This is a genomic window from Streptomyces sp. PA03-6a, assembly GCF_033792765.1.
Classification (GTDB): Bacteria; Actinomycetota; Actinomycetes; order Streptomycetales; family Streptomycetaceae; genus Actinacidiphila.
The window spans coordinates 22,316-47,852 of the sequence record NZ_JARAVK010000001.1 but is presented as its reverse complement, the minus strand read 5'-3'; the positions used below and the strand labels follow the sequence as shown (position 1 = coordinate 47,852).

The 25,537-nt window shown below is 69.5% G+C and carries 20 protein-coding genes; 10 read left to right on the top strand and 10 right to left on the bottom strand.

Annotated features, from left to right (window positions below; all coding sequences use genetic code 11):
* The first annotated feature begins 2 nt into the window (after positions 1 to 2).
* Both PV350_RS00220 and PV350_RS00215 read left to right on the top strand, forming a co-directional pair.
* Complete coding sequence (locus tag PV350_RS00220; RefSeq protein ID WP_500332439.1) at positions 3 to 917, top strand: pyridoxal-phosphate dependent enzyme; 915 nt, start codon at positions 3 to 5, stop codon at positions 915 to 917.
* A 26-nt stretch (positions 918 to 943) separates the two neighbouring features.
* The gene (locus PV350_RS00215; RefSeq protein ID WP_499509989.1) at positions 944 to 1,852 is read left to right on the top strand and encodes a fatty acid desaturase family protein; all 909 of its coding nucleotides are present in this window, start codon (positions 944 to 946) and stop codon (positions 1,850 to 1,852) included.
* 20 nt (positions 1,853 to 1,872) lie between these two features.
* On the opposite strand, the gene PV350_RS00210 is transcribed toward PV350_RS00215, so the two are convergent.
* A complete protein-coding gene (locus tag PV350_RS00210) occupies positions 1,873 to 2,607 on the bottom strand; it encodes a translation initiation factor IF-2 (RefSeq protein ID WP_499509990.1) in 735 nt (244 codons plus the stop codon).
* 136 nt (positions 2,608 to 2,743) lie between these two features.
* Entirely contained in the window at positions 2,744 to 3,178 is a 435-nt protein-coding gene (locus tag PV350_RS00205; protein WP_499509991.1) for a VOC family protein, read from the bottom strand.
* 96 nt (positions 3,179 to 3,274) lie between these two features.
* Between PV350_RS00205 and PV350_RS00200 the strand changes: the two genes are divergently transcribed.
* On the top strand, positions 3,275 to 3,778 hold the full coding sequence (locus tag PV350_RS00200) for a GNAT family N-acetyltransferase (RefSeq protein ID WP_499509992.1): 504 nt from the start codon (positions 3,275 to 3,277) through the stop codon (positions 3,776 to 3,778).
* Positions 3,779 to 4,303: 525 nt separating this feature from the next.
* Entirely contained in the window at positions 4,304 to 4,699 is a 396-nt protein-coding gene (locus PV350_RS00195) for a cupin domain-containing protein (protein ID WP_499516734.1), read from the top strand.
* 161 nt (positions 4,700 to 4,860) lie between these two features.
* Here the strand turns inward: PV350_RS00195 and PV350_RS00190 are convergent, their stop codons facing one another.
* The 3 genes from PV350_RS00190 to PV350_RS00180 are packed head-to-tail and all read right to left on the bottom strand — an operon-like array spanning position 4,861 to position 8,112.
* On the bottom strand, positions 4,861 to 6,561 hold the full coding sequence (locus tag PV350_RS00190) for an FAD-binding oxidoreductase (RefSeq protein ID WP_500332438.1): 1,701 nt from the start codon (positions 6,559 to 6,561) through the stop codon (positions 4,861 to 4,863).
* 12 nt (positions 6,562 to 6,573) lie between these two features.
* Positions 6,574 to 7,281, bottom strand: a complete 708-nt coding sequence (locus PV350_RS00185) for a lysophospholipid acyltransferase family protein (RefSeq protein ID WP_500332437.1) — start codon at positions 7,279 to 7,281, stop codon at positions 6,574 to 6,576.
* A gap of 39 nt (positions 7,282 to 7,320) precedes the next feature.
* Positions 7,321 to 8,112: an SDR family NAD(P)-dependent oxidoreductase gene (locus PV350_RS00180; protein ID WP_499509995.1), complete on the bottom strand. Its 792-nt coding sequence runs from the start codon at positions 8,110 to 8,112 to the stop codon at positions 7,321 to 7,323.
* A 426-nt stretch (positions 8,113 to 8,538) separates the two neighbouring features.
* Here PV350_RS00180 and PV350_RS00175 point away from each other — a divergent pair, with 426 nt between their 5' ends.
* The 3 genes from PV350_RS00175 to PV350_RS00165 are packed head-to-tail and all read left to right on the top strand — an operon-like array spanning position 8,539 to position 12,472.
* Positions 8,539 to 9,366, top strand: coding sequence for a hypothetical protein (locus PV350_RS00175; protein ID WP_499509996.1), 828 nt, complete (start codon positions 8,539 to 8,541; stop codon positions 9,364 to 9,366).
* A complete protein-coding gene (locus tag PV350_RS00170; protein WP_500332470.1) occupies positions 9,366 to 11,678 on the top strand; it encodes an SDR family oxidoreductase in 2,313 nt (770 codons plus the stop codon). The genes PV350_RS00175 and PV350_RS00170 overlap by 1 nt, the downstream gene beginning before the upstream one ends.
* A complete protein-coding gene (locus PV350_RS00165; RefSeq protein ID WP_499509997.1) occupies positions 11,678 to 12,472 on the top strand; it encodes a ferritin-like domain-containing protein in 795 nt (264 codons plus the stop codon). Before PV350_RS00170 ends, PV350_RS00165 begins: the two co-directional genes overlap by 1 nt.
* 217 nt (positions 12,473 to 12,689) lie before the next feature.
* Here the strand turns inward: PV350_RS00165 and PV350_RS00160 are convergent, their stop codons facing one another.
* The 4 genes from PV350_RS00160 to PV350_RS00145 all read right to left on the bottom strand — a co-directional run bounded on the left by PV350_RS00160 (position 12,690) and on the right by PV350_RS00145 (position 20,051).
* Complete coding sequence (locus PV350_RS00160) at positions 12,690 to 13,115, bottom strand: VOC family protein (protein WP_499509998.1); 426 nt, start codon at positions 13,113 to 13,115, stop codon at positions 12,690 to 12,692.
* A gap of 150 nt (positions 13,116 to 13,265) precedes the next feature.
* On the bottom strand, positions 13,266 to 15,995 hold the full coding sequence (locus PV350_RS00155; RefSeq protein WP_500332436.1) for a glycosyl hydrolase family 95 catalytic domain-containing protein: 2,730 nt from the start codon (positions 15,993 to 15,995) through the stop codon (positions 13,266 to 13,268).
* Positions 15,996 to 16,367: 372 nt separating this feature from the next.
* Positions 16,368 to 17,105, bottom strand: a complete 738-nt coding sequence (locus PV350_RS00150) for a sigma factor (protein WP_500332435.1) — start codon at positions 17,103 to 17,105, stop codon at positions 16,368 to 16,370.
* 129 nt (positions 17,106 to 17,234) lie between these two features.
* Positions 17,235 to 20,051, bottom strand: a complete 2,817-nt coding sequence (locus PV350_RS00145; protein WP_500332434.1) for a helix-turn-helix transcriptional regulator — start codon at positions 20,049 to 20,051, stop codon at positions 17,235 to 17,237.
* A gap of 333 nt (positions 20,052 to 20,384) precedes the next feature.
* Here PV350_RS00145 and PV350_RS00140 point away from each other — a divergent pair, with 333 nt between their 5' ends.
* From PV350_RS00140 to PV350_RS00130, 3 genes are all read left to right on the top strand, one after another.
* Complete coding sequence (locus PV350_RS00140; RefSeq protein ID WP_500332433.1) at positions 20,385 to 22,112, top strand: FAD-binding protein; 1,728 nt, start codon at positions 20,385 to 20,387, stop codon at positions 22,110 to 22,112.
* A 507-nt stretch (positions 22,113 to 22,619) separates the two neighbouring features.
* A complete protein-coding gene (locus tag PV350_RS00135; RefSeq protein ID WP_499510003.1) occupies positions 22,620 to 23,828 on the top strand; it encodes an acyltransferase family protein in 1,209 nt (402 codons plus the stop codon).
* A gap of 281 nt (positions 23,829 to 24,109) precedes the next feature.
* The gene (locus tag PV350_RS00130; protein ID WP_500332432.1) at positions 24,110 to 24,295 is read left to right on the top strand and encodes a hypothetical protein; all 186 of its coding nucleotides are present in this window, start codon (positions 24,110 to 24,112) and stop codon (positions 24,293 to 24,295) included.
* A gap of 408 nt (positions 24,296 to 24,703) precedes the next feature.
* Here the strand turns inward: PV350_RS00130 and PV350_RS00125 are convergent, their stop codons facing one another.
* Positions 24,704 to 25,447: an SDR family oxidoreductase gene (locus tag PV350_RS00125; protein ID WP_499510005.1), complete on the bottom strand. Its 744-nt coding sequence runs from the start codon at positions 25,445 to 25,447 to the stop codon at positions 24,704 to 24,706.
* Positions 25,448 to 25,537: the final 90 nt, after the last annotated feature.

Below are 25,537 nucleotides of genomic sequence, written 5' to 3'. Positions count from 1 at the left end.
CCTTGTCCCTGTACGAACTGTCCTCTGACGCACCCGTCGACGCCTACGGCACTCCGCTCATCGACGCCGGGGAGCTGGTGCCCGGCACCCGGGTCCTGATCAAGGACGAGACCCGGTACGCCTCCGGAAGCCACAAGGAACCCGCGGCCCGGGCCGTCGTGGAGCGCGCCGCGGCCGACGGCCACCACCGGATCGTGATCGCCACCTGCGGCAACTACGGCCGGGCCATGGCCATGGCCTGCGCCGCAGCCGGAATGGCCTGCACCGTGGTGCTGCCGGAAGGCTGGAGCGACGGCGGCGCCTTCATGCGCGCCGCCGGCGCGGACGTGCACCCGGTCCCGGGCACCTACGAGGACGCCGTCGACGCATCACGCCGGCTCGCGCTCCTCGACGGATCGGTCGACGGCAACGTCGACGGCCCCTACGTCGACGCGGTCCTCACCGGACACGGCGTCGTCGCCCACGCGCTGCACCGGGAACTCGGCGAGCCGCCGGCGGCGCTGTGGATCCCCGTCGGGAACGGCACCACGATCATCGCCGTGCATCGGCAGCTTCGGGCTCTCGGCTGGTCGGTGCCCGTCCACGGGGTCGGCTCCGCCGCCAACAACCCCGTCGTCACCAGCTGGCCCGGGGAGTACCGGACCCTGCCGCCCGAGGGCGTCGTCACCACCGACCACAACCAGCCGCTGGTCAATTGGCACGCGCTGCAGGGGCCCGAGGCGATGGCGGCGGTCGCCGACTCCGGCGGGGCCGTCCACGGCGTCGACGACGACCAGCTGCGCGCCGCCGCGGCCCTGCTCGCCGACCGGGGTGCCCGCCCCACCGCCGCCGGCTCGGTCGCCCTGGCGGGACTCCTCGGCCATGCCCGGACCGCCGCCCTCGCCGGAACCCACGTCGTCCTGCTCAGCGGACGCTGAGTGAACCCCCTCACGGAGAATGTTCGATGACCCACGTGGCACCGTCCCCCACGTTGCTGTTCGCCCGGACGCGAACGGCCGCGAGGGACGAACGGATCTTCCTTGCCAAGCTGGCCCTGCTGGCCGCGCTGACCACGCTCGGCGCCACCCTCGCACTGCGGTCCGAACCGCCGGCCGCGGTCATCGGCGTGGTGCTCCTGGCCGCCATGTACACCCATGCGGTCGAACTGCAGCACCAGGCCCTGCACCACTCGGCCTTCCGCCGGGCATGGCCGCACAGGCTCGTCGGAGTGCCGCTCGGCATACCGATGCTCGTGGTCTACAGCCACTACCGGGTCCGGCACCTGCAGCACCACCGCTACCTCGGTACGCCGCAGGACACCGAGTTCTTCGGCTTCGACACCCGTGAACCCCTGACGAAGGGGATGCTCCTGCGCGGACTGTTCGACTACCGGCGGCTCGCGGTGGTCGTCCGCGACGTCGCCCGCGCGGCAACCGGTCGCTGGCGGTACGAACTCGGCGACATCAGCCGGAAGATGCGCCGCCGGGTGATCACCGAGCACCTCGTCCTCGGCGGCGTCATCGCCTCGGTGGGCGTCCTCACCGCCGCCGGCTACCACGAGGAGGTGCTGCTCCTGTGGCTGCTGCCCCTGCTGCTCTCCGTACCGATGCACTTCCTCGTGGAGCTGCCGGAACACATCCTCTGCGACACCGACACCGCGGATGTCCTTCGTAACACCCGATCCATCCGCGGGAGTTGGTTCAGCACCTGGTTCACCAACGGCAACAACCTGCACATCGAGCACCACGCGGCGATGAGCGTCCCGATCAACCAGCTGCCCACCCGCCACGCGGAAACCGTCCGGTATGCCGTGCACGTGGAACGGACCTACCCCGATTTCTACCGCGCCCTGTGGCAGACGGTGCGGCGCTGAACCGGAGGCAGCCACCCCGTTCAGTGCGGTGGCGGTGCCGGGTCCAGGGCATTGCCGACGGTGCAGCCGCCCTCTCCGGGCATCCGCTGGATCCGGGGCGGCACCCACACCTCGGTGGCCCCGGGGGCCACGCGGGCAAGAAGGCAGTCCTGCGCGTCAAAGCCGTTGCCCTTCACCGACAGGAGAACGCCGACCAGGCCGCCGTCCGCCTTCACCTCGGTACGGATCGCCGGATCCAGGTCCAGGGCGGCGAGCGTACGGCGCACCTCAGCCTCATCCACCCGGCCGCCCTCCGGCACCCGGGGGAGTTCCGCGCGGAGCTCCTCGTACGGCAGCCGGGGCGGTTCGGGTGGTGGGGCGAAGGTGAGCGGAGGGCCGTCCGGGCAGTCCACGTCACGGGGATCCTCACGCCACTCCGACCTGGGCGACACCCGCACGGCAAAGCAGCGCCGCACGACGATCTCCTCGGGGTCGAGCCATCCGTTGTACGCCGAGCCGGACGTGCGGACGACGACGTCGACACCGTCCCCGTCGTGTGTCGAGGTACCCGTCACCCTCATGACCTCCACGCCGTCGATGCCGGAAGCGGCGCGCCCGACCTCCTCCGCCGTGCGCGGACGCTGGCCGTAGAGCCGCTCACCCGCGTTCCTGGCCACCTCCCGTGCGGCGTCCGTCGCCTCATCCTCGGAGGACTGCACCACCCCGCAGCCGACGGTGAACAGCAACAGCGGGGCGAGCAGCAGTAGTCGGCGCATGCGTCCACCCTTTCGGCGCCGCACGCGGCGGGTAACCGTTCACGTACTCAGACCGGCGTGGGTGATCGTACTCAGCCGGTGCGGCGATCGGACGCGGGCGCCCCCCGTGAGGTTCCGGCGGCGCGCGTGAGGATGCTCAGTCGATGCAGAATTCGTTGCCTTCGATGTCCAGCATGGGGATGCACGACTCGTTCTCCTCATCGGCGTACAGCGTTTGCACATGGGTGGCGCCGAGCGCGACGAGTCGTGCGCACTCGGCTTCGAGCGTGGCGAGGCGCTCGTCCCCCACGAGCCCGGTGCCGACCCGGACGTCGAGATGCACCCGATTCTTGACGCTCTTGCCTTCGGGGACGCGCTGGAAGTACAGGCGCGGGCCCACGCCTGAGGGATCACTGCAGGCGAACCATGAACCCCGCTCCGCAGGAGGCAGGGTGCCGTTGAAATCCTCCCAGGTGGCGAACCCCTCCGGTGGCGGCGGTACGACGTACCCCAACACCTCGCACCAGAACCGGGCGACGCGCTCAGGTTCTGCGCAGTCAAAGGTGACTTGGAACTTCTTGATCGCTGACATCGGCGCACCATAGCAGGCGGACTCCGCGGATTCGCCGAGGGCCGGCCCCCAACGGCAGACGGCCTGCCCGAGCAAGCCGTGGGGCAGAGTAGGGGCATGTCTACGTACGAGACGATGTCGTTCCACCTTGAGACCGAGCGGCTGATACTGCGGCCGTGGGCCGAGTCGGACGCCGCTGAATTCAGCGCCCTCCTCTCCGAACGCGGCAACGGCACGCCCACGGTCGAGCGCATCCGGACGGCCATCGCGGAGCTGCTCACGGCGACCGAGAGCACGGGGATCGCCCTGCTGCCCATCCAGCGTCGCGATGAAGGCGACTTCATCGGCTATTGCGGGTTGATCATCGGCCGCTCCACCCTGGACGAACCCGAGATCGCATATGAGTTGTTCCAGCGCGCGCATGGGCACGGTTACGCCACCGAGGCGGCCCTCGCGGTGCTCGACGCCGCAATAGCGACCGGGCGCAAACGGCTCTGGTCGACCGTCGGCACGTGGAACACACCGTCGCTACGTGTCCTTGGGAAGCTCGGGTTCGAGCGGGATCACGTTTCCACGGAGGACAACGGCGAAGTGGTCTGGCTCACACGCTCGTTGCCGTGACGCGAGGCAGCAGTGGCCGGCCCTGAGACCGCACCCAGGTCCGCGCCGGCCTCTGCCGGCGAGATCATGATCTGCAGCCGCCTCACCAGCCCTGTAGCACCGGGGATGCGTGCCGCCTGCGACGTCGAATTCTCCGGGGCGGATTTCCTCGCGGCAGTGGCCGCAGGTCGTCAGCGGGTGCAGGCCGACGTCGCCCTCCACACCCCGCAGAGCACTTTCGGCATGCCCACTCTCAGAAATAGGGCGCTCAACGCGCAGGGATTCGAGGCCGTCGAAGAGACTTCGCCCTGCATCTCATCGCCCCAGGCCAGGCGACTGATGAGCAGGAGGACGGGCTCCTTGCCGGCCTCGGACGGTCTTCGACGGGCTGCCACCCCGGTCGTGCACTCGAAGGATGGGTGTGAACCTGGAATCGGGTACCGCCGCCGCGCAGTGGCACGGGCGGCGCACGGTGATATACGGAGGTGCAGCACCGTGTCGGATGAGACATCAGTGGACAGGACCGATGAGCAGCCCCGCTCGGAGCTGTGGAAGTCGCAGCTGAAGACGCTGCAAGAGGTCAAGCCGCCTTTCGTCCCGGAGGGCGCCACATCCATGACCATCATCGTCTGGCGGGAGCCCGGTGACCCCGGCGCCCCTCCGCACCGGCACTCGGGACCGGCTTTCGGCTACGTCACCCAGGGTGCGGTGCGTTTTGAGCTGGAGGGCGAGCCGGAGCGCGTGATCAAGGCCGGTGAGACGTTCTGGGAGCCGGGCGGGGACGTGATCCACTACCAGGACGGCAACGCCCTGGACGACCAGCGGACCGAATTCGTCGTGACCATGCTCTGCGCGCCGGGCCAGCCGATGCTCACCGTGGTCGAAGAGGATGAGCTGGCCCAGCGCACCCATCTGCGTGCTCCGCGCCCCACTGGGGGCTGACACGAGCTGCTCGGGGTGGACCCTCCTCAGGGCCGCCCGAGCGGTCAGCGCGCGCCTTCCCCCGCACAGGGACGGCAGCGCGGTGACCCCGACGAGCGAAGACGGTTGCAGCACTCAGTGGGCACGCTCCCACCGGGGTCGGGCAGCAGGGACCGAAGGGTTCAGACCACGATCTTGCGCGGGTTGAAGTTGCCGCCCGGGTCCACGGCGTCGAAGAGGCCCGACATGACCGCGACGCCCTGGGCCGAGATGTCCTCCTCCAGCCAGGGCGCGTGCTCCAGGCCCACCCCGTGGTGGTGCGAGATCGTGCCGCCGGCGTCGACGAACGCCTGCTGGATCGCGCGCTTGACCGTGTCGTACTCGCCGAGCGGGTCATCACCGAAGACGAAGGCGAAGGTGAAGTAGAGGCAGGCGCCGGAGTGGTACGAGTGCGACATGTGGCACATCGTCCAGCCCTTGCGGCCGATCTTCCCGTAGGCGCTGTCGGCGGCGTCGTAGACCGCCGCATGGATGCCACGGAGCTTCGACCACGGACCGGCGGTCTCGCTCACATCGCCTGCGGCACCGTGGTCGAGCAGGAAGTCGCGGATGTACGGCGTGTCGAACTTCTTCTGGTCGTAGAGCGCGCCGGGTCCCTTGCCGACGCCGATGCCGTGGTGCTTGCGCACGATCCGGTCGACGATCGACTTCTGACGCTTCGCGTGCGCCGTGCCCCCTTCGAAGCCGATGAACGAGAGACAGATCTCGTCGAGGTCCCAGCCACGCCGCTTGAGGTACGCCATGAGGCCGGCCTGCGCCTTCTTGGCGACACCCCTGGACGCTTTGGTCGTCGCGAGCGAGAAGCCCGTCTCGTGCGCGTCCGAGATACGGGTGACCGAGGGCGACGCGTCGCTCTCGGCGATCTCCTGCATCGCGGCGAGGCCGTGGTCGAAGTTCTTGAAGAAGTAGGCGTAGATGCCGCGCCTCTCGGGGAGCCGGTGCACCTGCACCGTGACCTCGGTGACGACGCCGAGCCGCCCCTCCGAGCCCACCACCATCTCCCGCACGCTCGGCCCGGTCGACGCGCTCGGAACGGCACGGATCACGAGGACCCCGCCGGCCCGCACGACACGCAGTCCCTTGACGATGTCCGCGATGTCGCCGTACTTGTCCGACTGCATGCCGGACGAGCGCGTGGCGACCCACCCGCCGACCGAGGAGTGGGTGAACGAGTCGGGAAAGTGCCCCATAGTCCAGCCGCGCCGGTTGAGTTGGGCCTCGAGATCGGGACCCAGCGCCCCGGCCTGGATGCGTGCCAGGCCGGAGTCGGTGTCGATCTCCAGCACGCGGGCCAGGCGACCGAGGTCGAGCGAGACGACCACCCGCGACTCGTCCGCGTGCGGCTCGAGGCTGCCCGCGATGTTGCTGCCGCCCCCGAAGGGAATGATCACGGCGTCCGCCTCGACGGCCGCGTCGACGACGCTCTGCACCTCCGCTTCGTCGGCCGGGTAGACGACCACGTCGGGAGTGCGCGCGATCTCGCCGGCTCGGAGGCGGACCAGGTCGCGCAGGCTCTTGCCGTACATGTGGACGACCCGGGACAGGTCGTCCACGACGGCGTTCCCGGGCCCGACGATGCCGCTCAGTGCGCTGAGGAACCCCTCCGGCACCGTCGAGGCCGGCACCTTCAACTGTGAGAAGTCGGGCTGTCCGGTGCGCTCGCCCGCCCGGAGATCGAGACCGACGGCCTTGTGCACGAACGGCGCGAAACCGGGCTTGTCCTCGTGGTGGAAGCCGACGCCTTCCACGCCCCAGCCCCACCACTTCATGTGTTTCACCTCACCGGTGGGCATCGCGTCGGTGCGGGAGGTGGGTTCGGTCACGGACGGTCTCCTTCAGATAGGACGACGTGAGGTGGCATGGGCGCCGAGGATCCGGTCGGAGTGCTCCTCGGCCAGGCTGACGATCGCCGAGCGGATGCGTTCGCTGAACTCGTCCACCGACTCTCCGGGAAGGGCGGTGAGCGGTTCGCCGAAGACCACCCCGACCGGCAGGCGGCCCGGTTTCGGCCAATTCGATCCGCGGGGATGCGCCGCGTACGCCCCGATGACCGCGACGGGGAGCACCGGCACTTCGGCAGACGAGGCGAGCGCCGCCGCCCCGGGCTTGAACGCCCCGAGCGATCCGTCGCGCGAGCGGGTGCCCTCGGGGAAGATCAGGAGCGGCACCCCCCGGTTCAGCAGGGCCCTGGCGCTCACTCTGCGCGCGCTCGCTCCGGTGCGGTCGACCGGGAAGGCGTTGAAGAAGAGGGCCGTGAGGCCGCGCCGCCGCCACACGTCGAAGAAGTAGTCGGCGGCGGCTCCCACCGCGAGGTAACGCGCCAGTCGGCGGGGCAGCGCACCCATGATGAGTGGCGTGTCGAGGTGGGACGTGTGGTTGGCGACGACCACATACGCGTCCTCGACCTTTTCCAGGCATTCGCGCCCGAGTACCGTGACGTTGGTCACGCTCCACACGACGGGCTTCAGCAGCCCCCGCTGCGCGACGAATCGCGCCGCAGCGTGAGAGCGTGAGGTGAAACGGTCGCGCATCGTCGCGGGCATCCGCTTCCTTCCCGTGCGGGCTCGCCCGCACCGTTTCTTTCAGTGCGTGCGAGAGTCGTTGCGGCCGGACGAGATCCGTCGCGAGATCCACCGCACCGTGTGGCGCGGAAGATGACGCGTGAACCAGATGAGCAGCCGGTACCGGAGGCTCGGCATGGAGATCACCCGTCCGCGCCGCACGTCGCGCAGGCTCGTCTCCACGAGTCGATCGGCGTCGAGCCAGAGGAAGTCCGGAATGCTCGACGACCGGATTCCGGCCCGGGCGTGGAATTCCGTACGGACCCAGCCGGGACAAAGCGCCGTCACGGTGACGCCCGTTCCGTGCAGTTCGTTCGCCAGTCCCTCGGTGAGCGAGGTCACGAAGGCCTTGACGGCCGAATAGCTCCCCATCGTGACGAAGCCGGCCGTGCTCGACACATTGACGATCGCACCGTGTCCGCGTTCGCGCATGGCCCGCCCGGCGGCACCGGCGAGCACCAGCACCGCCCGCCCCATGACCTCGATCGCCCGGTCGTGGGGAGCGGTGTCGGTCGAGGTGATCGATGCGTGCACGCCAAATCCGGCGTTGTTCACGAGCATGTCCACCGGACGGGCGGGGTCCTCCAGTCGCGCGACGACACGTTCGACGTCGGCGCGATCGGACAGGTCGGCGGGCAGCACCTCGACGGCACGGCCCCGGGATCCGAGCTCGACCGCCATGCGGCCGAGCCGCTCCCTGTCGCGCGCCACCAGGACGAGGTCCCAGCCACGGCCCGCCAGGGCGCGCGCGAACGCCGCTCCGATACCCGACGTCGCACCGGTGACAAGTGCGACTCCCGTACGGCTCAGCATAGTTTCATATGCCATCTGCTCGACATCCGAACTCCCCGCTCGTAGCGTTCACATGGGGTGGCGAGCGGGTCCATGCCGTCGGGCGCGGCAGCAGCCGATGGCTGACTCCTCGCGCCTGACGCACCCTTCCTTTCCCGGCTCATTACGTACGACCGGGCACGCATCAGCCCTGTGACAGGAACTTCCGCACGTGCTCATGCGGACGCAGGGTGAAGGGCCTCGACACCGGCAGAACGCCATCCGTCGCGATCGTGCCGGTTCGCCCTAGATCATTCCCTGGCTCGCACCGTCCGCCACGAAGCGGAACCCGGCCGGCTGTCACACATGCGTGGGTTTCCCGGTCGGACGTCATAGCCCCCGACAGCCTTTCGTGCGTTCCGGGGCCGCTACAGAGTTGCCCCTCCTCCGGCCCCAGAAAGCCCGCGCATGAACTCAAACGACGAGGCGACGACCGCGCCACCCGGGACAGCGGGCTTCGACGTGCGTGAATTCGCCCGCACGGCACACGGCAGCCACCGCGGAAAGCTGGACCTCGGGTCGCTCGCCGAAGAGCCGCTCGACGCCGAATCCGTCCGGCTCGTCCGCGCGCTGCGCGACATGGAACGTGCGACGCTGCACCGCGTGCGCAACCTCCTCGTGACGGCGACGCACAAGGACGCCCGGGTCACCGCGTTCCTCACCACGTGGATGTTCGAGCGGTTCTGGATCGCCGACGCCCTCGACGCCGTCCTGGACGCCTCCCCGGCCGCCCGGGGCCTGCCTTCGAGCTCCGGGCCGGCACGGTGGGTACTGGCGGAGCGGCGCGAGCGCCGCGGCCCGATCCGTCGCTCCCTCATCGCCAACATCACCGGTACGCAGATCGTCGCCGAACACGTGACGACGAGCCTCGTGGACGAATGGATCACACAGGCGGCCTACCGGCGTCTGGCCGGGGTGTCCCCCGCCATGGCGTCGATCATCGACCCCGTGGTGGAGATCAAGCAGCGTCACATCCACTTCCTCGCCGAGGAGGCGGAACTGCGGCTCCGGCGCTCGGTCCGCGCCCGGCGCATCACCGGTCGCGCCCTCCGGCACTCCGCCTGGCCGCTCGGCTCGGTCGATCGCTCCCGGCACGAGCGCACCTTCTTCGAACGCCATGTCTTCGGCGACCAGCGCGGAAGGGCCGAGGCGGGCCGGATCCGCGCCATGGTCGCCGCGCTCCCCGGCATCGGTCCCGGTGTCGCATCCACCGTGGAATCGAGGCTCCTTCCGTGATGCCGCACACCGCGAAGACCGAACTCGGCAACGCGCACGTCCTGCTCACCGGCGCGACCGGCTTCGTCGGGCAAGCCGTCCTCGAGCGGCTGCTCACCGATCACCCCGCCACCCACGTCTCGCTCCTCGTACGTGGGAAGGGCAGCCAGACCGGGCAGGACCGGCTCCGGCGGCTGCTGCGCAAACCCGTGTTCGGGCGCTGGCGGGACGCTGTGGGGGCCGAAGAGGCCGAGCGCATCGTCCGTGAGCGGATCACGGTGCTCGACGGCAGCATGACCAGCATTCCCGAGCTGCCTTCCGACCTTGACGTCGTGATCCACTCGGCGTCGACCGTCTCGTTCGACCCGCCCATCCACGAGGCGTTCGACACGAACGTCAACGGTGCCGTGAGCCTCTACCAGGCCCTGCTCGCCTCCGGGTCGGACCCGCACGTCGTCCACGTGTCGACCTGCTACGTCGGGGGACTCCGCCGCGGTGTGGTGCCCGAGGCCAGGCTCGAGCACGACGTCGACTGGCGAGCCGAGTGGCGCTCCGCGACACAGGCCCACGAGCGCACCGAGCTCACCTCGCGGGAACCGGCGCGGCTCGAGCGGTTCATGTCCCGCGCCCGCGGCGACCACGGCAAGGAGGGCCCGATCGCGGCGGCCCGCGCGAGCGAGGACGCCCGGCGCGAGTGGGTGCGTTCCCATCTCGTCGACGCCGGCCGGCGGCGCGCCCAGAGCCTGGGGTGGACCGACGTCTACACACTGACGAAGGCACTCGCGGAACGTGCCGCGGAAGACCTGTGGGGCGAGGCCGGACACCGGCTTTCGGTGGTCCGGCCCGCGATCATCGAGAGCGCCCTGGAGCATCCGTTCCCGGGCTGGATCGACGGCTTCAAGGTCGCCGATCCGCTGATCTTCGCCTACGGCCGCGGCCAGCTGCCGGACTTCCCGGGGTTGCCCGACTCGATCCTCGACGTCATCCCCGTCGACTTCGTCGTCAACGCCATCCTCGCCGCGGCGGCCAACCCGACCCCCGTCGACGAGCCGACGTACTTCCACATCGCCTCGGGCGCGTCGAATCCACTGCCTTTCCACCGCATGTACGAGAACGTACGCGACTACTACATGCAGCACCCGCTGCCCAAGGACGACGGTTTCGTCAAGGTGCCGACCTGGAAGTTCGCGGGCGAGCGCAAGTTCAACCGACGTCTTGCGCTGGCGAAGAAGAAGGCCGACCTGTGGGACGCCGGTCTGCGGCTGATGCCGAACGACGAGCGCAAGCGCGCCCTCGCGGCCGAGAACGCCAAGCTGCGCGCCGGCATCGCCACCCTCGGCAACTTCACCGACCTCTACCGCGCCTACGTGCAGACCGAGATCATCTTCGACGACCGCAACGCCCGCGCGCTGAACGACGCCCTTCCGGCCGAGGTGCGCGAGGACCGTGGCTTCGACGTGGAGCGGATCGACTGGGAGGAGTACCTGCAGAAGGTCCACCTGCCCTCCCTGAGCGAGCTGACAGCGGCGCACCGCCGCCGGAAGGCCGCGGCCGCCCGGCCGGCGAACGGCCGCCCGATACCCGCGCTGCCGGAGCGTACCGACGTGCTCGCCGTCTTCGACCTCGAACGGACCGTCGTCGACTCCAACATCGTCGAGCAGTACCTCTGGGTGCGTACCTCGGGCTTCCGCAAGGCGGCCTGGCCGAAGGAGGTCGCGGACCTGCTCGCCTCGCTGCCCGGCTACCTCCGCGCCGAGAAGCGCGACCGCGGCGAGTTCATCCGTGCGTTCCTGCGCCGCTACCGCGGCCTGCCCGTCGCCCGTCTCGAGGAGGTCGTGCGGCGCGGGTACGCCGACACGATGCTGCGGCACACGAGTGCGGACGCCCTGGCGCGCATCCGAGAGCACCGTGCGGCGGGTCACCGCACCGTCCTGGTCACCGGCTCCATCGGCCTGCTCGCCGCTCCGCTCGCCGGCCTGTTCGACGAGGTCGTCGGCAGTTCCATGCACGCGAAGGACGGTGTGCTCACCGGCTACCTCGACAAGCCCCCGCTCGTCGACGAGGCGAGGGCCGCGTGGCTCCTGCGGTACGCCGAGGAGGGCGGCTACGACCTCGCGGCCTCCTACGGCTACGGCGACAGCCACTGCGACCTGGCGTGGCTGTCCTTGCTGGGCAAGCCTTCGGCGATCAACCCCGACGCAGAACTGGCGCGCGAGTCGCACAAGAGGAACTGGGACATCCACCGCTGGAAGAGGGGCGGTTCGGGTGTGCGCAGCGAGGTCATCGCCGCACGGGTGACGGATCCGGCGCGGACCGAAGAGGAGAGTGCCTGATGGCTTTCGACATAGACAAGTACGCCAAGAACTCCACCGGGGTGCAGTGGTCCGACCTCGACTTCGACGAGTTCGAGCGCAACCCGCTGCCCGAGGGGACGCTGCGCACGCTGCGCTACATGTGCGACATCGAGTACCACACGGTCTGCTACATGCGTGATCTGCTGACGACCCCGTCCCACAACGAGCCCGCGGTGGGCACCTTCATGACGATGTGGAACCGCGAGGAGTTCTGGCACGGCGAAGCGCTCGCGGCCGTGCTCGAGCGCCACGGCGTCCGCGTCGACTTCGACGAGCTCAAGGCGACCCGTCTGAAGCTCGGCTGGAAGGACCGTTTGGGGACGGTGAAGCAGACGGCGATGAGCCGCCTCATCGGACATGACTTCGTCGCGGTGCACATGGCGTGGGGTGCGGCGAACGAGTGGTCGGCGCACGCTGCGTACCACCGGCTCGCGGCGCTGGAGAGCCACCCGGTTCTGGTGCCGCTGCTGAAGCGGATCGCTCAGCAGGAGACGAAGCACGTCGCGTTCTACGCGTCGCAGGCGCGTGACCGGCTCGCGGCGAGCAAGAAGGCCCGTGTGGTCGCCCGGTTCGCGCTCGAGAAGGCCTGGGGCCCGGTCGGCTCGGGCGTCATGCCCGAGAGCGAGGTCACGCACGTCATGACCCACCTCTTCGCAGGCGCCGAGGGCCGCAGGCTCGTCCGCGACGTCGACTCGCACATCGCGAAGCTGCCCGGCTTGGAAGGGCTGCGCATCGTCGAGGACTCCATGGACAAGCGCGGCATCGCCGCCTGAGTCGTCGGACGCCGCGCCCCAGGCGAAGAGCAGGGCCGAGTGCAGTGGCCTCGGGTTGGCCGGGTGGGTACCTGGATGCCGAAGTAGTCCTGGGACGCCACAAGACGGCGAGGCTGCGCGGACTCCTGCCCGCCCATGAGTGGCCTGACCCGCTGGACTGATGTGTGGCGGCGTCAATCCAGGCCTGCGGATGCCCGGCCTGGAACGACGCGCTGCATCAAGACGGCCCGTCCGGGTTCCGGCCTGCGGCCGGTCGCGCCATGGACTGCACGATCTGTATGGGGTTGCCGTCGGGATCAGCCGTCCAGGCGATCACCAGCCGATCCAGCCAGGCATGCGGGGCCGCGAGGGCGGGTGCTCCGTCCGCGACGAGAGCGTCGTAGGCCGCGGTCGTATCGTCCGTCCAGAGGACGACGGCCGCGCGCTGGCCGTGGACAAGCGGGTCCAGGCCATGGTCATCGCGGGTGGAGGCAGCGGAGGCGATGCCGATCTTGTATCCGTCCAGGTTGAGATCGACGTGAATCGGCTCGCCCTCCATGGGCACGCGGAACGTCTCGGTGAATCCCAGCCGGACGTAGAAGGCAACGGCCCGCGGGAGATCGTCGCTGAACAGAATCACTTGAGGCGTCCGGAAGGCCGACATGGGGCGACCGTACCCGCGGCGCCCTGCGGACGCACCAAGGGATGTCGACGATTCCAGGATGCTCCGTGCGGTTCCATGGGCTCGGCCGGACATCGGCCCAGCCCATGGAACCCGACCGGGGGCACGTCCTGCCCTCGGTCCACGGACGCCCTACGACGTGATGCGCAGGGCGTCCACCATCCCCACCGAGGTGCTGCGGTTGACGATGCGGATGGTGTGCGTTCCCCGGGTCAGGCCGCTGCGTTGCCAGACGGTCTGCTGCACCTGCCGCGCGCCGGAGACCCGCAGGTCCACGGTCGCCTGGAGGGCGCCGTCGAGGTAGACGTCGACCGGTCCCATGTCGCCGTTGCGTTCGGAGATGTAGGCGACGCCCGTACCGGTGAAGGTGTACTGGGCCACGGCGTTCACCGTCGTGCTGTGGTGGGTGTCGTCGTTGTAGTCGCCGTAGCCTCGCCCGCTGGTCGCATACCAGTTGCTGTCGTAGGTCAACTGGGTGTTGTTCACCATGGGGTTGGGGGTCTGGGCCATGCCCAGTGTGGAGGTGGTGCCGCTCAGGGCCTTCTCCCCCTGGTTCGCGGATCCGGTGAGCCGTACGGGGGTGTAGGAGGACAGCGGCTTGGCGGTGCGCTCCACCACGTACACCCGTCCGGCGACCGTGGGGAGGTCGAACTCGGCTGCGCTCGTGGTGAGTACGGTCGTGCCACCGGTGACGTCACGTACCCTGACCTGCTGGCTCCCCCACGGGTTCACGACCCGCGTGGTGTTGCCGTACAGACTCTTGATGCCGATGTACTTCACCTCGCCCGCCTCACGCTCCGAACTGACCGTGAAGCCGCCCTTGGCCAGCAGGGTGAATCGTCCCGTGAACGAGGAGTCGCTCGGCGCCGCGGGGAAGACCCGGATCTTGTCGTTGTAGGACTGGAGCAGCGACTCGTTGAGGGCGGCGAGGTGCACCCCGAGGTACTCGAAGACGCCGTTGGTGTTGTCGGTCATGCCGTTGGGATAGGTCTGGTACTTGCGGAGCATCGTCTTCATGCCCTGGTACGCCTGATCGCCCAGCCCCAACCGGGCCGCTTGCACGGCGTCGTTGGCCCAGACGTTGCCGTACGGGAAGGGACGGGCGTTGAAGGTGTTCACGGCCTTCTGCTGATCCGGGTAGCCGATGCCGGTCCGGTCGTAGGGCCAGATGATCTCGGCCGCGACGTTCTCCCCGTTCCGGGTCTGCGCCAGCGGCGGGGTGTGCGGCAGGTAGACGTCCGTGGTGGACGGGTAGGCGATCAGGTTGTCCACGATCCGCTGCCACTGCGGGCGCAGGTCGGCGTCCAGGCCCAGGGACTGGGACGCGCGGATCGCGAGGGGGAACAGGGTGCGCACCGCCGCGAGGTCGGTGATCGCGTTCGGTACGTTCCAGTACGTCTCGTGCGCGTGCGAACTCGCCACGTGGTACTTGCCGGACGCGGAGTCGTAGGACAGCTTCGCGGCGTAGAACTTCACCACGTCCCGCATGAAGGGGTACGCGGTGTCCCGCAGGTAGGCGGTGTCGTTGGTATACGCGTACTGGAGGTACATGTTGTACGCGGCCTCGGTGCCCGTCGACCAGATGTTCTTCGTGAAGTCGCTGTTGACGGTGCCCCGGGCATTGCCGTCCCAGCCCATGGTCTCCGGCACCCACAGCCCGTCGACGTTGTAGCGGGTCCGGGTGTACGCCTTCAGCGCCGCCGAGTTGCGGCTGTAGAGGCGGTTGAAGCCGGCCAGCAGGTCGACGTGGTTGGAGGCCAGGAAGGAGTTGTAGACGTCGCGCTGGTTCCAGAACCAGTAGGCGTTGCTCCACTTGGTCTGGTCACCGGTGGCCCGGAACACGCCGTTGATGAAGTGGAACGGATTGGTGCCGTACCCGCCGGCGGCGATCATGTACGTGCTCAGGTAGTAGACGTTCTCCAGGTAGTCCGCGTCCCCGGACAGCCCCGAGTACTGCACGAACGACGTGCCCCAGAAATCGTGCCACCAGGACGTGAAGTCGCCGAGCGTCGCGCTGTAGCCGCGGCTCTTGGCCGATGCCAGCGCGCGCTTCGCCTCGGTCACCGAGTCGTGGGAGGGCGCGTTGAGCCGGCTGCTCGCGGTGAACCAGATGGTGTAGCTGCGTGAAGGGGTGATCGACAGCCGGACGGTCCGGCCGTCGACGACGCGTGCGTTGTAGGCCGCTCCCTCCACCGTGGCCGCCAGGGTGTAGCCGAAGTTCTGCGGGTCGGACTGGCCGCGGCTGAGTCCGGCGCCCGTGGAGTCGGCGTACGTGGAGACCGTCTTCCAGGTGTTGAGGTCGGGCACGTCTCCGCTGTTGCCCAGCTGGGAGGTGTCCCACAGGCTCAGGTCGAGGTTGACCGCGGAGACCCCGGAGCGCGAGTCCTCCACGTGCACGCCCATGACCTCGGAGTTCGGCACGCCCATCACCGTCACCGTGCGGTTGGCGTCGTACCTGGTGGTCAGGGTGCCGTCGTAGAGCGACAGGCGTTGCTGATAGGTGCTGTAGCCGCTCTCGAGCGCCGGGGTCGTGGACAGGTTGAGCAGTCCCGCGCCGAACGCCGTCTGCTGCGAGGTGTCCACTCCGGAGACCTGCATGGTCAGCCCGTTGTTCTGCCAGGCCATCGCACCCGTACGGCCGTTTCCGACGGTGAGCCCGTGCAGCGGGTTGGTGGTGGGCCGGTTGTAGACGAGGTCGTGCTTGGACAGGTAGGCGGCGCGATCCACGTTCAGGGCTCCGGTGGCGGAGTCGAACGCGGCGTCCGTCGGTGCCGCCGCGGCCGGGGCCGAGAGGCCGACGGCGGTCGCGGTCATGATGCAGACGGCTGCGAGCGCGGCTCGCACGAGTCTGCGCAGTCTCATCGAATGCCCTCCCTGCTGGTCATGGGGGTGACGACCGGTGCCGGACAGCGCGGGGCTGGAGCGTGAGCGGTCGCATCGAGCCTGATTGATCGGATGACTTGGCCGGACTGCTTCTTCGGCGCACTCACTTCCCCGAGCCGCACGAGGGCATGGAGAAGCGGTGCACCGATCGGGACATGTAACCGAATGACCAAAGCACGGCACACGAGGGCTGTTCGCCCTCGACGCGCCTACGACAAGCGGAGGTACGGCGTGCGGGTACACCACGACATCGGCATGGCCGCGTCAAAGGAAGTGAACATCGGATGTCTTGACCGGTCAACACTCAGCGCAAAACGTCCGGCCGACAAGGTCGGCCGCCCACGCAGCGCGTCATGCCGGCCGGCGGCCCGGACGCGACGGCTGAGGGGGCGACGGCAAGCGGTGCGGATGACCGTCGGGGGCGAGCAGCTGTGTGAGGTCTTCGAGGTCACCGGTGACAGCCGCGGTCTGGAAGGCGGCGACGAGGCGACGGTGCGAGTCCGTGGGGACCGGCCGCTTGCGATCACTCTGCAGGCGGGCCTGCGCGCGGTGGACCAGTTGTCGTGCGTTCGGGGCGTTGGTCCGAAGTACCCCCGCGAGCTCGGCATAGGTGTAGTCGAAGCCCTTGCGCAGCACGTAGGCGGCCAGTGCGTCCGGCGTCAGCTTCGCCATGAGCAGGGCCAAGGCCTCCTTGATCGCCGCGGCTTGCTCGGCACGCAGCAGGGGATCCTGGGCGGCCCGGTCGACGCGGTCGACCAACTCCCACTCGGTCGGGGTTTCGTGGCGGTGTCGCGCGGACTGGATGACGTTGATCGCCAGTCGGGTCGTGGCGGCGGTCAGGAACGCGGCCGGATTCTCGATCTTCGCACGGTGGGTGCGCTGCCAGCGCACCCATATCTCCTGGACCACGTCCTCGGCTCCCGGGACGTCGCCGAGAACGTGGTAGGCGACGCGGAACAGTCGCGTCCGCTGGGCCAGGAAGATGTCGAGTGCGACGTCCAGGTCGTCCAGGTCGTCCAGGTCGTCCGGGGCCGACCGGGCGACCGGGGGTTCGGTCGGCGTGGTCGTCTCCAGGCTGGGCGCGGACAATGAGGGCTCCTCTTCGTGGACAGCGCCCATCGAGGGCGATGCCTCCACCCTCGGTTCGCGGCACCGCTCACCGCGCCCTGGAAGTCCGTGGTCGAGTCCGTAGGGACCCCGGGGGGCCCGCACCGGATCTCAGCCGGATCGCACCGTGCCCGCGCCCTTGGTGTCCGTGGCCGGGGCCTTCGTGAGGGCACCCGGCAGCGCGCGACGTGAGCTGATCCCGAGCTTCGTGTACACCTTCCGCAGGTGCCACTCCACGGTGTGCGGGCTGATGAACAGCTCCGCACCGATCTTCGGGTTCGTCATGCCGGCGGCGGCGAGGGTCGCGATCTGCGACTCCTGTGGGGTCAGGGCGCTCTCCGGCTGGGATTCCCGCACCCGGACGTGCTCGCCGGTGGCGAGCAGCTCGCGGCGGGCCCGCTCGGCGAACGCCTTCGCCCCCATTCCGCCGAACATCTCGTGGGCCGTGCGAAGGTGCTCCCGGGCCAGTGAACGGCGCCGGCTACGGCGCAGCCACTCGCCGTACAGCAGGTGGGTGCGTGCCACCTCCACGGCCACGACCACGCGGTCGCGGCCGAGCTCCTCGATCGCGCTCCGGTACAGGCCGTCGGCCTCGTCGCCGTCGGTGAGGAGAGCCTGGCTGCGCGCGGTGACGCCACGGGCCCAGCCGGAATCGGCGGCGCGGGTGAGTTCGACCAGCCGGGCGAGCGAGGCCCGGGCCTGGTCGAGCTCGCCGCACCGGGTCGCGGCCTCGACGTGTTCGACCAGCGACAGACCGGTGAAGTTGAACCCGTCGTGCTCGATGCCCGAACGAGCGGCCACCAGGGCCTGGTCGTAGCGTGCCAGGCCGTTGAACAGCACGCCTTGGATGTAGCCCGTGACGCCGAGGAGGGACACCTCGCCACGTTGCGCGGCTCTCTCCTTGGCCTCTTCGATGAAGGGGGCGGCAACGTCCTCGTCGCCCCGCCAGGCGGCCAGGACAAGCGTCGCGTATTTGTGCGGGGCGTGACCGGTCGCGTCGGCGATCGCGTCGGCTTCGTCGATCATCCGTTCCGCCTCGGCGAATTCGCCGGTGTGGATGTGCACCCCGCTGGCGTAGATCAGTGCCGGGGGCAGTGCGCCGAGCGCTCCGATGTCGCGCGCCAGGCGCACCGCGCGAGTCGACAGCGTGTCCCACGCGCCCAGGTCCCAGGCGTAGTGGATGAACGCCTCCAGCGCGACCGGGGCCAGGAGGAGCCAACGCATCGTCGCCTCGCGGGTGCTGACGTCCTCGTGTGCGAGCGGCTCCAGCGCGCGGCGCAGTGCCCGGCCACCGGCCTGGTGGTCGTCCGCGAGGAGCGTGGCCACACCGTCCAGGAGCAGGTCGGCAGGGTGGGAGCCCGAGGGGGGCGCCCCGGACCCGCGGGCCGCGATCGCCGCGGCTTGGGCACCCGCCGGACCGTGGACCCTTCCCGCGAAGATGGTCGCGCTGATCGCCTCGAGGTAGGTCTCCCCCGCCAGAGGCGATCCGGCAGCGGTGAACTGTGCGGCGGCGTCGAGGAGCAGCGGTGCCGCTTCGTCGCTGCGGCTGCGGGCGAAGAGGATCCTGGCACGCAGGCGCGCCAGGCGGGCGCGGTCCAAGGGGCTGAGGGGACTCAATTCGGCCAGCGTCGCCTGCTCGGTGGCGCGGTCAGGGGAAGCGGCCGAGAAGTGCGCCTCGGCGGCCGCGAGGGCGCGGCGTCCCCGGGACCAAGGGTCCGGCGTCACCTCGGCCGCGCGCTCCAGCAGCACCGCCTCGGCCGCCATGCCGCCCCGCTGCCGCGCTCGGCCTGCTGCCTGCTCCAGACCTGCGGCGACCTCCTCGTCCGGCCCGCCGACAGCCTGCGCGGCATGCCAGGCGCGCCGGTCGGGATCCAGGACCGGGTCCGTGGCCTCAGCCAGCGCCCGGTGCACCGCGCGGCGTTCTTCGGGGTCGGCCTGGTGGTAGACCGCCGAACGGACCAGCGGGTGCCGGAACCGGACGGACTCGCCGAACTCGATCAGGCCGGCCGCCTTGGCCGGTGCCGCATCGGGAGTGATCTTCAAAGAGGCGGCTGCGCGGACCAGCAGGCGCGCGTCACCGACCGGTTCCGCCGCGGCGATCAGCAGCAGCGTCCGGGTCGGTGCCGGCAGCGAACCGAGCCGGCTGGCGAAGTCCCGTTCGATCCGGCTCGACACCGCACCTGGGACACCCGGGGAACTCGAGTCCAGCCCGTATGCCAGATCGGCGGCGCTGCGGCCGCGGGAGAACTCGAGCAGCGCGAGCGGGTTGCCGTGCATCTCGGCCACGAACCGGTCCCGGACCCGCTTCTCCAGCCGCCCGCCCACGGCGGCCTCGAGGAGCTCTCCCGCCGCGGCGGCGTCGAGGCCGTCGATCCGCATCTCCGGCAGACCGATCAGTGCGGCCCGCCCCTCGGGGTCCCGTACGGCGAACGTCATCGCGACTGCTTCGGCGAGGAGCCGCCGGGCCACGAACTCCAGTGTCTGCAGGGAGACCTGGTCCAGCCACTGGGCGTCGTCGACCACCACGAGCACCGGTCGGGTCTCCGAGGCCCGGGTGAGGAGGGTCAGCACGGCGAGGCCGACCAGGAAGCGGTCTGGCGGGTCTCCGGCGGCCATCCCGAATGCCACGCGGAGGGCATCGCGCTGGGGTCCCGGCAACGCTTCGACCTCGGTCAGGAACGGCGCACACAGCTGGTGCAGGCTCGCGTAGGGCAGCTCCATGTCGGCTTCGATGCCTCGCGCCCGGGTCACCGTCACCCGCGACGCCTGGGTGGCCGCGTACTCCAGGAGCACCGACTTCCCGATGCCCGCCTCGCCACGGATCACCCATACCCGGGACTCACCTTTGCGCAGGCCGGCCAGCAGGTCGTCGATTGCCGCACACTCGCGATGCCTGCCAACCAGGACGGGAAGCGGGCTGGCGGTCATGCGACGCGGCTCCTAGAGGTTCCTGGGACGGCTCCCACGACGGCTGGCTGGACGACCGTCGAACCATACCTGGGACGACCACCGCATTCACACTTTACGTGGCACACTATTGTGAAGAGTGAGAGTCCGGGTCGAACGCTCGCGACCAGCAGCAAGGCCCGCAGGGGGCGGGCCTGGGTCCGCCGTATCGCCATCACGGCGTCGCCCTGCCCGGCAAGGGATGGCAAAGCGTGTGACTTACTCCACAGCGAAGAATTTCCCGGGGCTGTCACGGACGGCTCCCCTATCGGGTCAGGCACTGCCTATCGCCCGTCCGCTGTCCCAGGAGGTTCCATGTCATCGCCCGGACACCAACTCGCGACGTCCGTTCTCGTGGTGGGAACCGGTGGGTCAGGCCTTCGAGCGGCCATCGAGGTCGCCGAAGCCGGTGTCGCGGTCATCGCGGTGGGCAAGCGCGCGGCCGACGACGCCCACACCGTCCTGGCGTCCGGTGGTGTCAACGCGGCGCTGGCCCCCTCCGACCGCGCCGGCACGTGGGAGCAGCATGCGGCTGACACGTTGCGGGAGAGCCACTCGCTGGCCGACCCACGCACCGTACTGGTCGTGACCCGCCACGCCGCACGCGGGATCCACGACTTGGAACGCTACGGCATGCACTTCGACCGCCATGGCGACGGCCGGATCGATCCGCGCCACTTCGGCGCCCCCGCGTACCGACGCACCTCCCTCGCAGGCCACTCCCCCGGCTCGGAGGTGCAGCGGGTGCTCCGCGCACACGCGAACCGGCTCGCCATTCCCATCCTGTCGAACCTGTACGTCACCCGACTGCTGGTCGACGACGGGACGGTGTTCGGTGCCTATGGATTCGACCTCGTCGACGGCTCGCGCTACGTCGTGCATGCCGACGCCGTGATCCTCGCGACGGGAGGGCACACGCGCATCTGGCGGCGTGCGTCGTCGCGTCGCGACGAGAACACCGGCGACTCCCTCCGCCTGGCCGTCGAGGCCGGTGCCCGGCTGCGTGACGCCGAACTGGTGCAGTTCCACCCCTCAGGGCTGATCAATCCGGAGAACGCGGCCGGCACCCTCGTCAGCGATGCCGCACGCGGCGAGGGCGGGGTCCTGCTCAACAACCTCGGTGAGCGGTTCATGAGGCGCTACGACCCCGAGCGGATGGAGCTCTCCAGCAGGGACCGGGTCGCGCTGGCGTCCTACACCGAGATCAAGGAGGGTCGCGGAACCCAGGCCGGCGGTGTGTGGCTCGACCTGTCCCACCTGCCGCGCGAGACGGTCCTGACGCGGCTGCCGCAAGTGCACCGGACCCTGCTGGACCTGCAGATGGACGTCACCCGCGATCCGATCGAGGTCGCACCTACCGCCCACTACTCGATGGGCGGCGTCTGGGTCCGGCCTGAGGACCACGGCACCGACGTCAACGGGCTCTTCGTGATCGGGGAGGCCGCCAGTGGACTGCACGGCGCGAACCGGTTGGAGGGGAACCCGCTGATCGAACTGCTCGTCTACGGCCGGATCGCCGGCCGGGCCGCGGCAGCCTACTCGGCCGGGCTCGCCGGCCAGCAACGGTCGCTGGGGGCGATCCGCGCCGCGGAGACGGAGGTGAACCGGCTGCTGGCCGCTGACGGCGACCAGAACGTCCGCGGGCTGCAACGGTCGGTGCGGCACCTGATGACGAAGCACGCCGGCGTCGTACGGGACGAGGCCGGGCTCGCCGCCGGGCTCGCCGGACTCGACGAGATCGAGGCCCGGATGGCGGACGTGGGTGTGCACGTCGACATCAGCGGCTTCCAGGACCTCGCGTTCGCCTTCAACCTCCGCTCCACCGTTCTCGCCGCCCGGGCGACACTGGAGTGCGCTGTGGAGCGGCGGGAGACGCGGGGCTGCCACAACCGGTCCGACTACCCCGATCTCGACCCGGACCTGACGGTCAACCTGGTGTGGTCGCCGCAGACCGGGGTGCGCCGGGAAGCCGTCCCGCCCATCCCCACCGACATCGCCGAGTTGATGCAGGACGTGTCAGCCGACGGCAAGGTGCTCGGGTAGGGGTCCCCACCCTGCGGGCGCCACGACCCGGGCCGCGTCACCGCGCCCGGATCCGCCGCGGAGGACCGGGCTGTGGCTCCAACCGTACCGCTTGAGCGGGGTGGTGATCCCCTGGCCTTGAGTCGTGTGAACGGTGTGAAGCGGATGCCGTACCTGCTCGGTCCCGACCGCCCCCTCTCCGGATTCCCGGCGCCGATGCCACGGCGCACGCCTGCTCACGAAGCCGACGCCACATGCCTGAGCAGGAGAAATCGACGCTCACGTGCGGTCGGCATGCGGCTTCCGTCGGCGTCGACGTCCTGACCCCACCGATGAAGGTGTGGAGACCGGGAAAAGAAACACACTCCTATACAGCGTGTGTATACATGGCATGTATAGTCCTGGACGTGCTCACCGGTCACACCGTCCGCGGTTTCCACCTGAGCGCCCAACCAATCCGCGGCCATGCCCTGTTCTCGCTGGGGTTCATGGTCTGCGACGAGCGATCCACGAAGAGGCACACACAGCATGAGCGTGCATCCCGGTAAGGAACGACAGGCCTCAAGTCACGGCCACCGCCCCGTTGAGATCAGCGGGTCCGTCGACTCCGGCCGACCGCAGAAGGGGCCGGTACGACTGGCCGCCATCGACGGGCTCCGCCTGGTGGCAGCGGCCATGGTGGCCGCCTACCACTATCTGGGCACGCCCACCCCACACTTCTGGGGGCGGACCGAACTCAAGGACGCCGTGCCGCTCCTGCACACGCTCAGCGGTTACGGCTGGCTCGGCGTCGAGTTCTTCTTCATCATCAGCGGATTCGTCATCTGCATGAGCGGCTGGGGACGTACACCCGCGCAGTTCACCGTCTCCCGCGTCTCACGACTCTTCCCTGCCTACTGGTGCACGGTGCTCCTGGTGGTCGCCCTCGTCGTGGTCGCGCAGCTGGGTCACTGGGACGCCGCCACGCGCATCGACACCCGCACGGTCCTGGGAAACCTGACGATGGCTCCGGGCCCACTCGGGCTTGACCTGGTCAGCGGCGTGAGCTGGACGCTCTGGGTGGAAGCCCGCTTCTATCTCCTGATGGCCGTGCTGCTCGTCTTCGGGCTGACCTACCGGCGGATGGTGGCGTTCTGCGGAGCATGGCTCCTGGCCGGCACCATCGCACTTGAAGTCGACTCGCCGATGCTCGACGAGTTCGTACTGAGCCGGTACACCGGCCTCTTCGTCGCCGGCATCGTGCTCTACCTGATGCGCAGGTTCGGCCAGAACCTGCTGCTGTGGCTGCTGCTGGGTTTCGCCTGGTGCTACGCACTCACCGTGCTGGAATTCCGCGTGGCGGACCACGCCGGTGGCGAGGGGCGGCCCTCCTGGGCCGCGTGCGCGGCCATACTCACCCTCTGCCTCGCGCTGCTGGCACTGGCCGGTGTCGGACCATGGGCCGGAGTGCGGTGGCGTTGGCTGATCACAGCCGGCGGACTGACGTATCCCTTCTACCTCGTCCACCAAAGCATCGGGATCCCCTTGGCCAAGGGACTGCTCAAGGCAGTCCCGGGGCTGGGACTACTGCCTTCGATGACGGTGTCCCTTGTCTTCGTGCTTGGTCTCGCCGCGCTCATCTACACACAAGTGGAGCGACGGGTGGGACGCCTCCTACGACACCGCCTCACGCTGGACGTCGACCTGCCCGGCCGGTCGGCAAGGGCGGCGCTGCCGGGCCACGTCCTGGGGGTGTGAAGTCCCCCCTGCCTACGGAGCGAGGCCGTTTGGCGATGGTCGTTGATCAAGCACCGCTGTACCGTGTGCTTCCAGATCAGAGGGGGGTGTTCGTGAGTGCTCATCTGTGCAGCCGTGTGGATGTACCCGCACAAGGACAAGATGGACGACGATCGCTCCGGACCGGTGACGACGACATCGGTCGATGCAACTGGGCCGAGGGAGCTGTGATGCGGTGGGGTTCGCGTGCCGCTGTCGTAGCGGCGGATGAGGCTGCTTCCCGACGTGGCGCAGGACGGCAGGTGTATTCGGTGCTGGTCGAGTTGGAGTCTGCTCGGGCCGGGACGACGAATGACCTCTCGGATGTGATCGAGCAGGTGGAAGCGGTGGGCTGGACGTTGGATCGTGTGGCACCGGCGCCGGTCGCCGCGCATCCCCGCCCGATGGTGCTCCTCGTGTTCCGCGCCCTGATGCCGCAGGACCAGTAGCCCGCCTGCACCGCGTGACGGTCGCGGGTGACGTGCCGGTCGGCGTCGGGGGCAAGGCGAGCTACTCGATCAAGGGCGACGCCTCCCACTACACATCGGTCGCCTGACACGGGGGTGAGTCGATCCACTCGCTCCGTATCGGCCGTGCCCGCGTGAGCGGTTGGCCCATCCGCCCGCGCGGTGAGGACCTCGCGTACGCGGCCGGGCAGTCGGGCGACGCCGGAGAAGCCCTGGCTCACCGTTCCGGACCGGTTCGTGCGCGGTACCACGCAGGAACCGGGACCCTCGCGAGGCCCCACCGCGCAGCCCACAGGCAGTGGGGTCTCCCTCATCCGTGGGGTGCGGATGGTGGCCCAGGGCCGTGGGCGGCTGAAGACGGCCTGGCAGCGGCGCGTCACTCCCTCCGCCTCACTGCCGGGCGCCGCCCTCCGGGTCACCGTGGGTTCCTGACTGCGTGAGGAGCGCACCGTACGTCTCGCCCGGGTCGGCGCTGAGCGCCGCCTTCGCCAGGCGGGTGTCCTCGTCCGCGAGGACTTCCAGTTCGCCGGCTTCGAGTCCGTCCAGGGCTTGGCGCACGACATCGGCGGGGTCGTTCTTCGGGATGTCCCACCCGCTCATCATGTCCGTGTCGGTCGAGCTCATCAGCAGGCCGGTGACCTGGGTGCCCTGCCCCGCCAGCTCCAGGCGGACGCCGTTGGTCAGGCTCCAGGCGGCCGCCTTGGCGGCCGCGTAGGAGTTGGCGCCCGGATAGGAGAGCCACGACAGACGCGAGAGAACGTTCAGGATCGCGCCGCCGCCGTTCGCGGCGAGCACCGGGGCGAAGGCACGTACGACCGAGAGGGTGCCGTAGAAGGAGGTGTCCAGCTCGCGGCGGATCTTGTCCAGGTCACCGGTGACGAGGTCCTGGTAGAGGCTGATGGCCGCGTTGTTGATCAGCAGCGTGACGTCCGGTGCGGCTGCGGCCGCAGCGGTGACGGAGGCGGGGTCGAGGAGGTCGAGGCGCAGGCGCTCGGCGCCCGCGATGTCCACGCGCTCGGGGTCACGTGCGGTCGCGTACACCTTGGCACCGCGCGCGAGGAGTTCCTCGGCGAAGTGACGGCCGAGCCCGCGAGAGGCCCCGGTGATCAGTACAGTGCTTCCCGAAATCTTCATGCGTTCACCGTATGGCGCAGACCTTGAGCGGAACGATGGCTCATTACCGCAAAAACATATCTGTTTGCCTCACCGCACTTAGGTAGGCTG

Bases quoted from the DNA above. Each gene is read 5' to 3' on its own strand.
- PV350_RS00205 (WP_499509991.1), bottom strand. From the start codon at position 3,178: ATGTCAGCGATCAAGAAGTTCCAAGTCACCTTTGACTGCGCAGAACCT.
- PV350_RS00160 (WP_499509998.1), bottom strand. From the start codon at position 13,115: ATGTCGGCCTTCCGGACGCCTCAAGTGATTCTGTTCAGCGACGATCTC.
- PV350_RS00200 (WP_499509992.1), top strand. From the start codon at position 3,275: ATGTCTACGTACGAGACGATGTCGTTCCACCTTGAGACCGAGCGGCTG.
- PV350_RS00125 (WP_499510005.1), bottom strand. From the start codon at position 25,447: ATGAAGATTTCGGGAAGCACTGTACTGATCACCGGGGCCTCTCGCGGG.
- PV350_RS00155 (WP_500332436.1), bottom strand. From the start codon at position 15,995: ATGAGACTGCGCAGACTCGTGCGAGCCGCGCTCGCAGCCGTCTGCATC.
- PV350_RS00170 (WP_500332470.1), top strand. From the start codon at position 9,366: ATGCCGCACACCGCGAAGACCGAACTCGGCAACGCGCACGTCCTGCTC.
- PV350_RS00210 (WP_499509990.1), bottom strand. From the start codon at position 2,607: ATGCGCCGACTACTGCTGCTCGCCCCGCTGTTGCTGTTCACCGTCGGC.
- PV350_RS00185 (WP_500332437.1), bottom strand. From the start codon at position 7,281: ATGCCCGCGACGATGCGCGACCGTTTCACCTCACGCTCTCACGCTGCG.
- PV350_RS00140 (WP_500332433.1), top strand. From the start codon at position 20,385: ATGTCATCGCCCGGACACCAACTCGCGACGTCCGTTCTCGTGGTGGGA.
- PV350_RS00145 (WP_500332434.1), bottom strand. From the start codon at position 20,051: ATGACCGCCAGCCCGCTTCCCGTCCTGGTTGGCAGGCATCGCGAGTGT.
- PV350_RS00135 (WP_499510003.1), top strand. From the start codon at position 22,620: ATGAGCGTGCATCCCGGTAAGGAACGACAGGCCTCAAGTCACGGCCAC.
- PV350_RS00165 (WP_499509997.1), top strand. From the start codon at position 11,678: ATGGCTTTCGACATAGACAAGTACGCCAAGAACTCCACCGGGGTGCAG.
- PV350_RS00215 (WP_499509989.1), top strand. From the start codon at position 944: ATGACCCACGTGGCACCGTCCCCCACGTTGCTGTTCGCCCGGACGCGA.
- PV350_RS00180 (WP_499509995.1), bottom strand. From the start codon at position 8,112: ATGCTGAGCCGTACGGGAGTCGCACTTGTCACCGGTGCGACGTCGGGT.
- PV350_RS00175 (WP_499509996.1), top strand. From the start codon at position 8,539: ATGAACTCAAACGACGAGGCGACGACCGCGCCACCCGGGACAGCGGGC.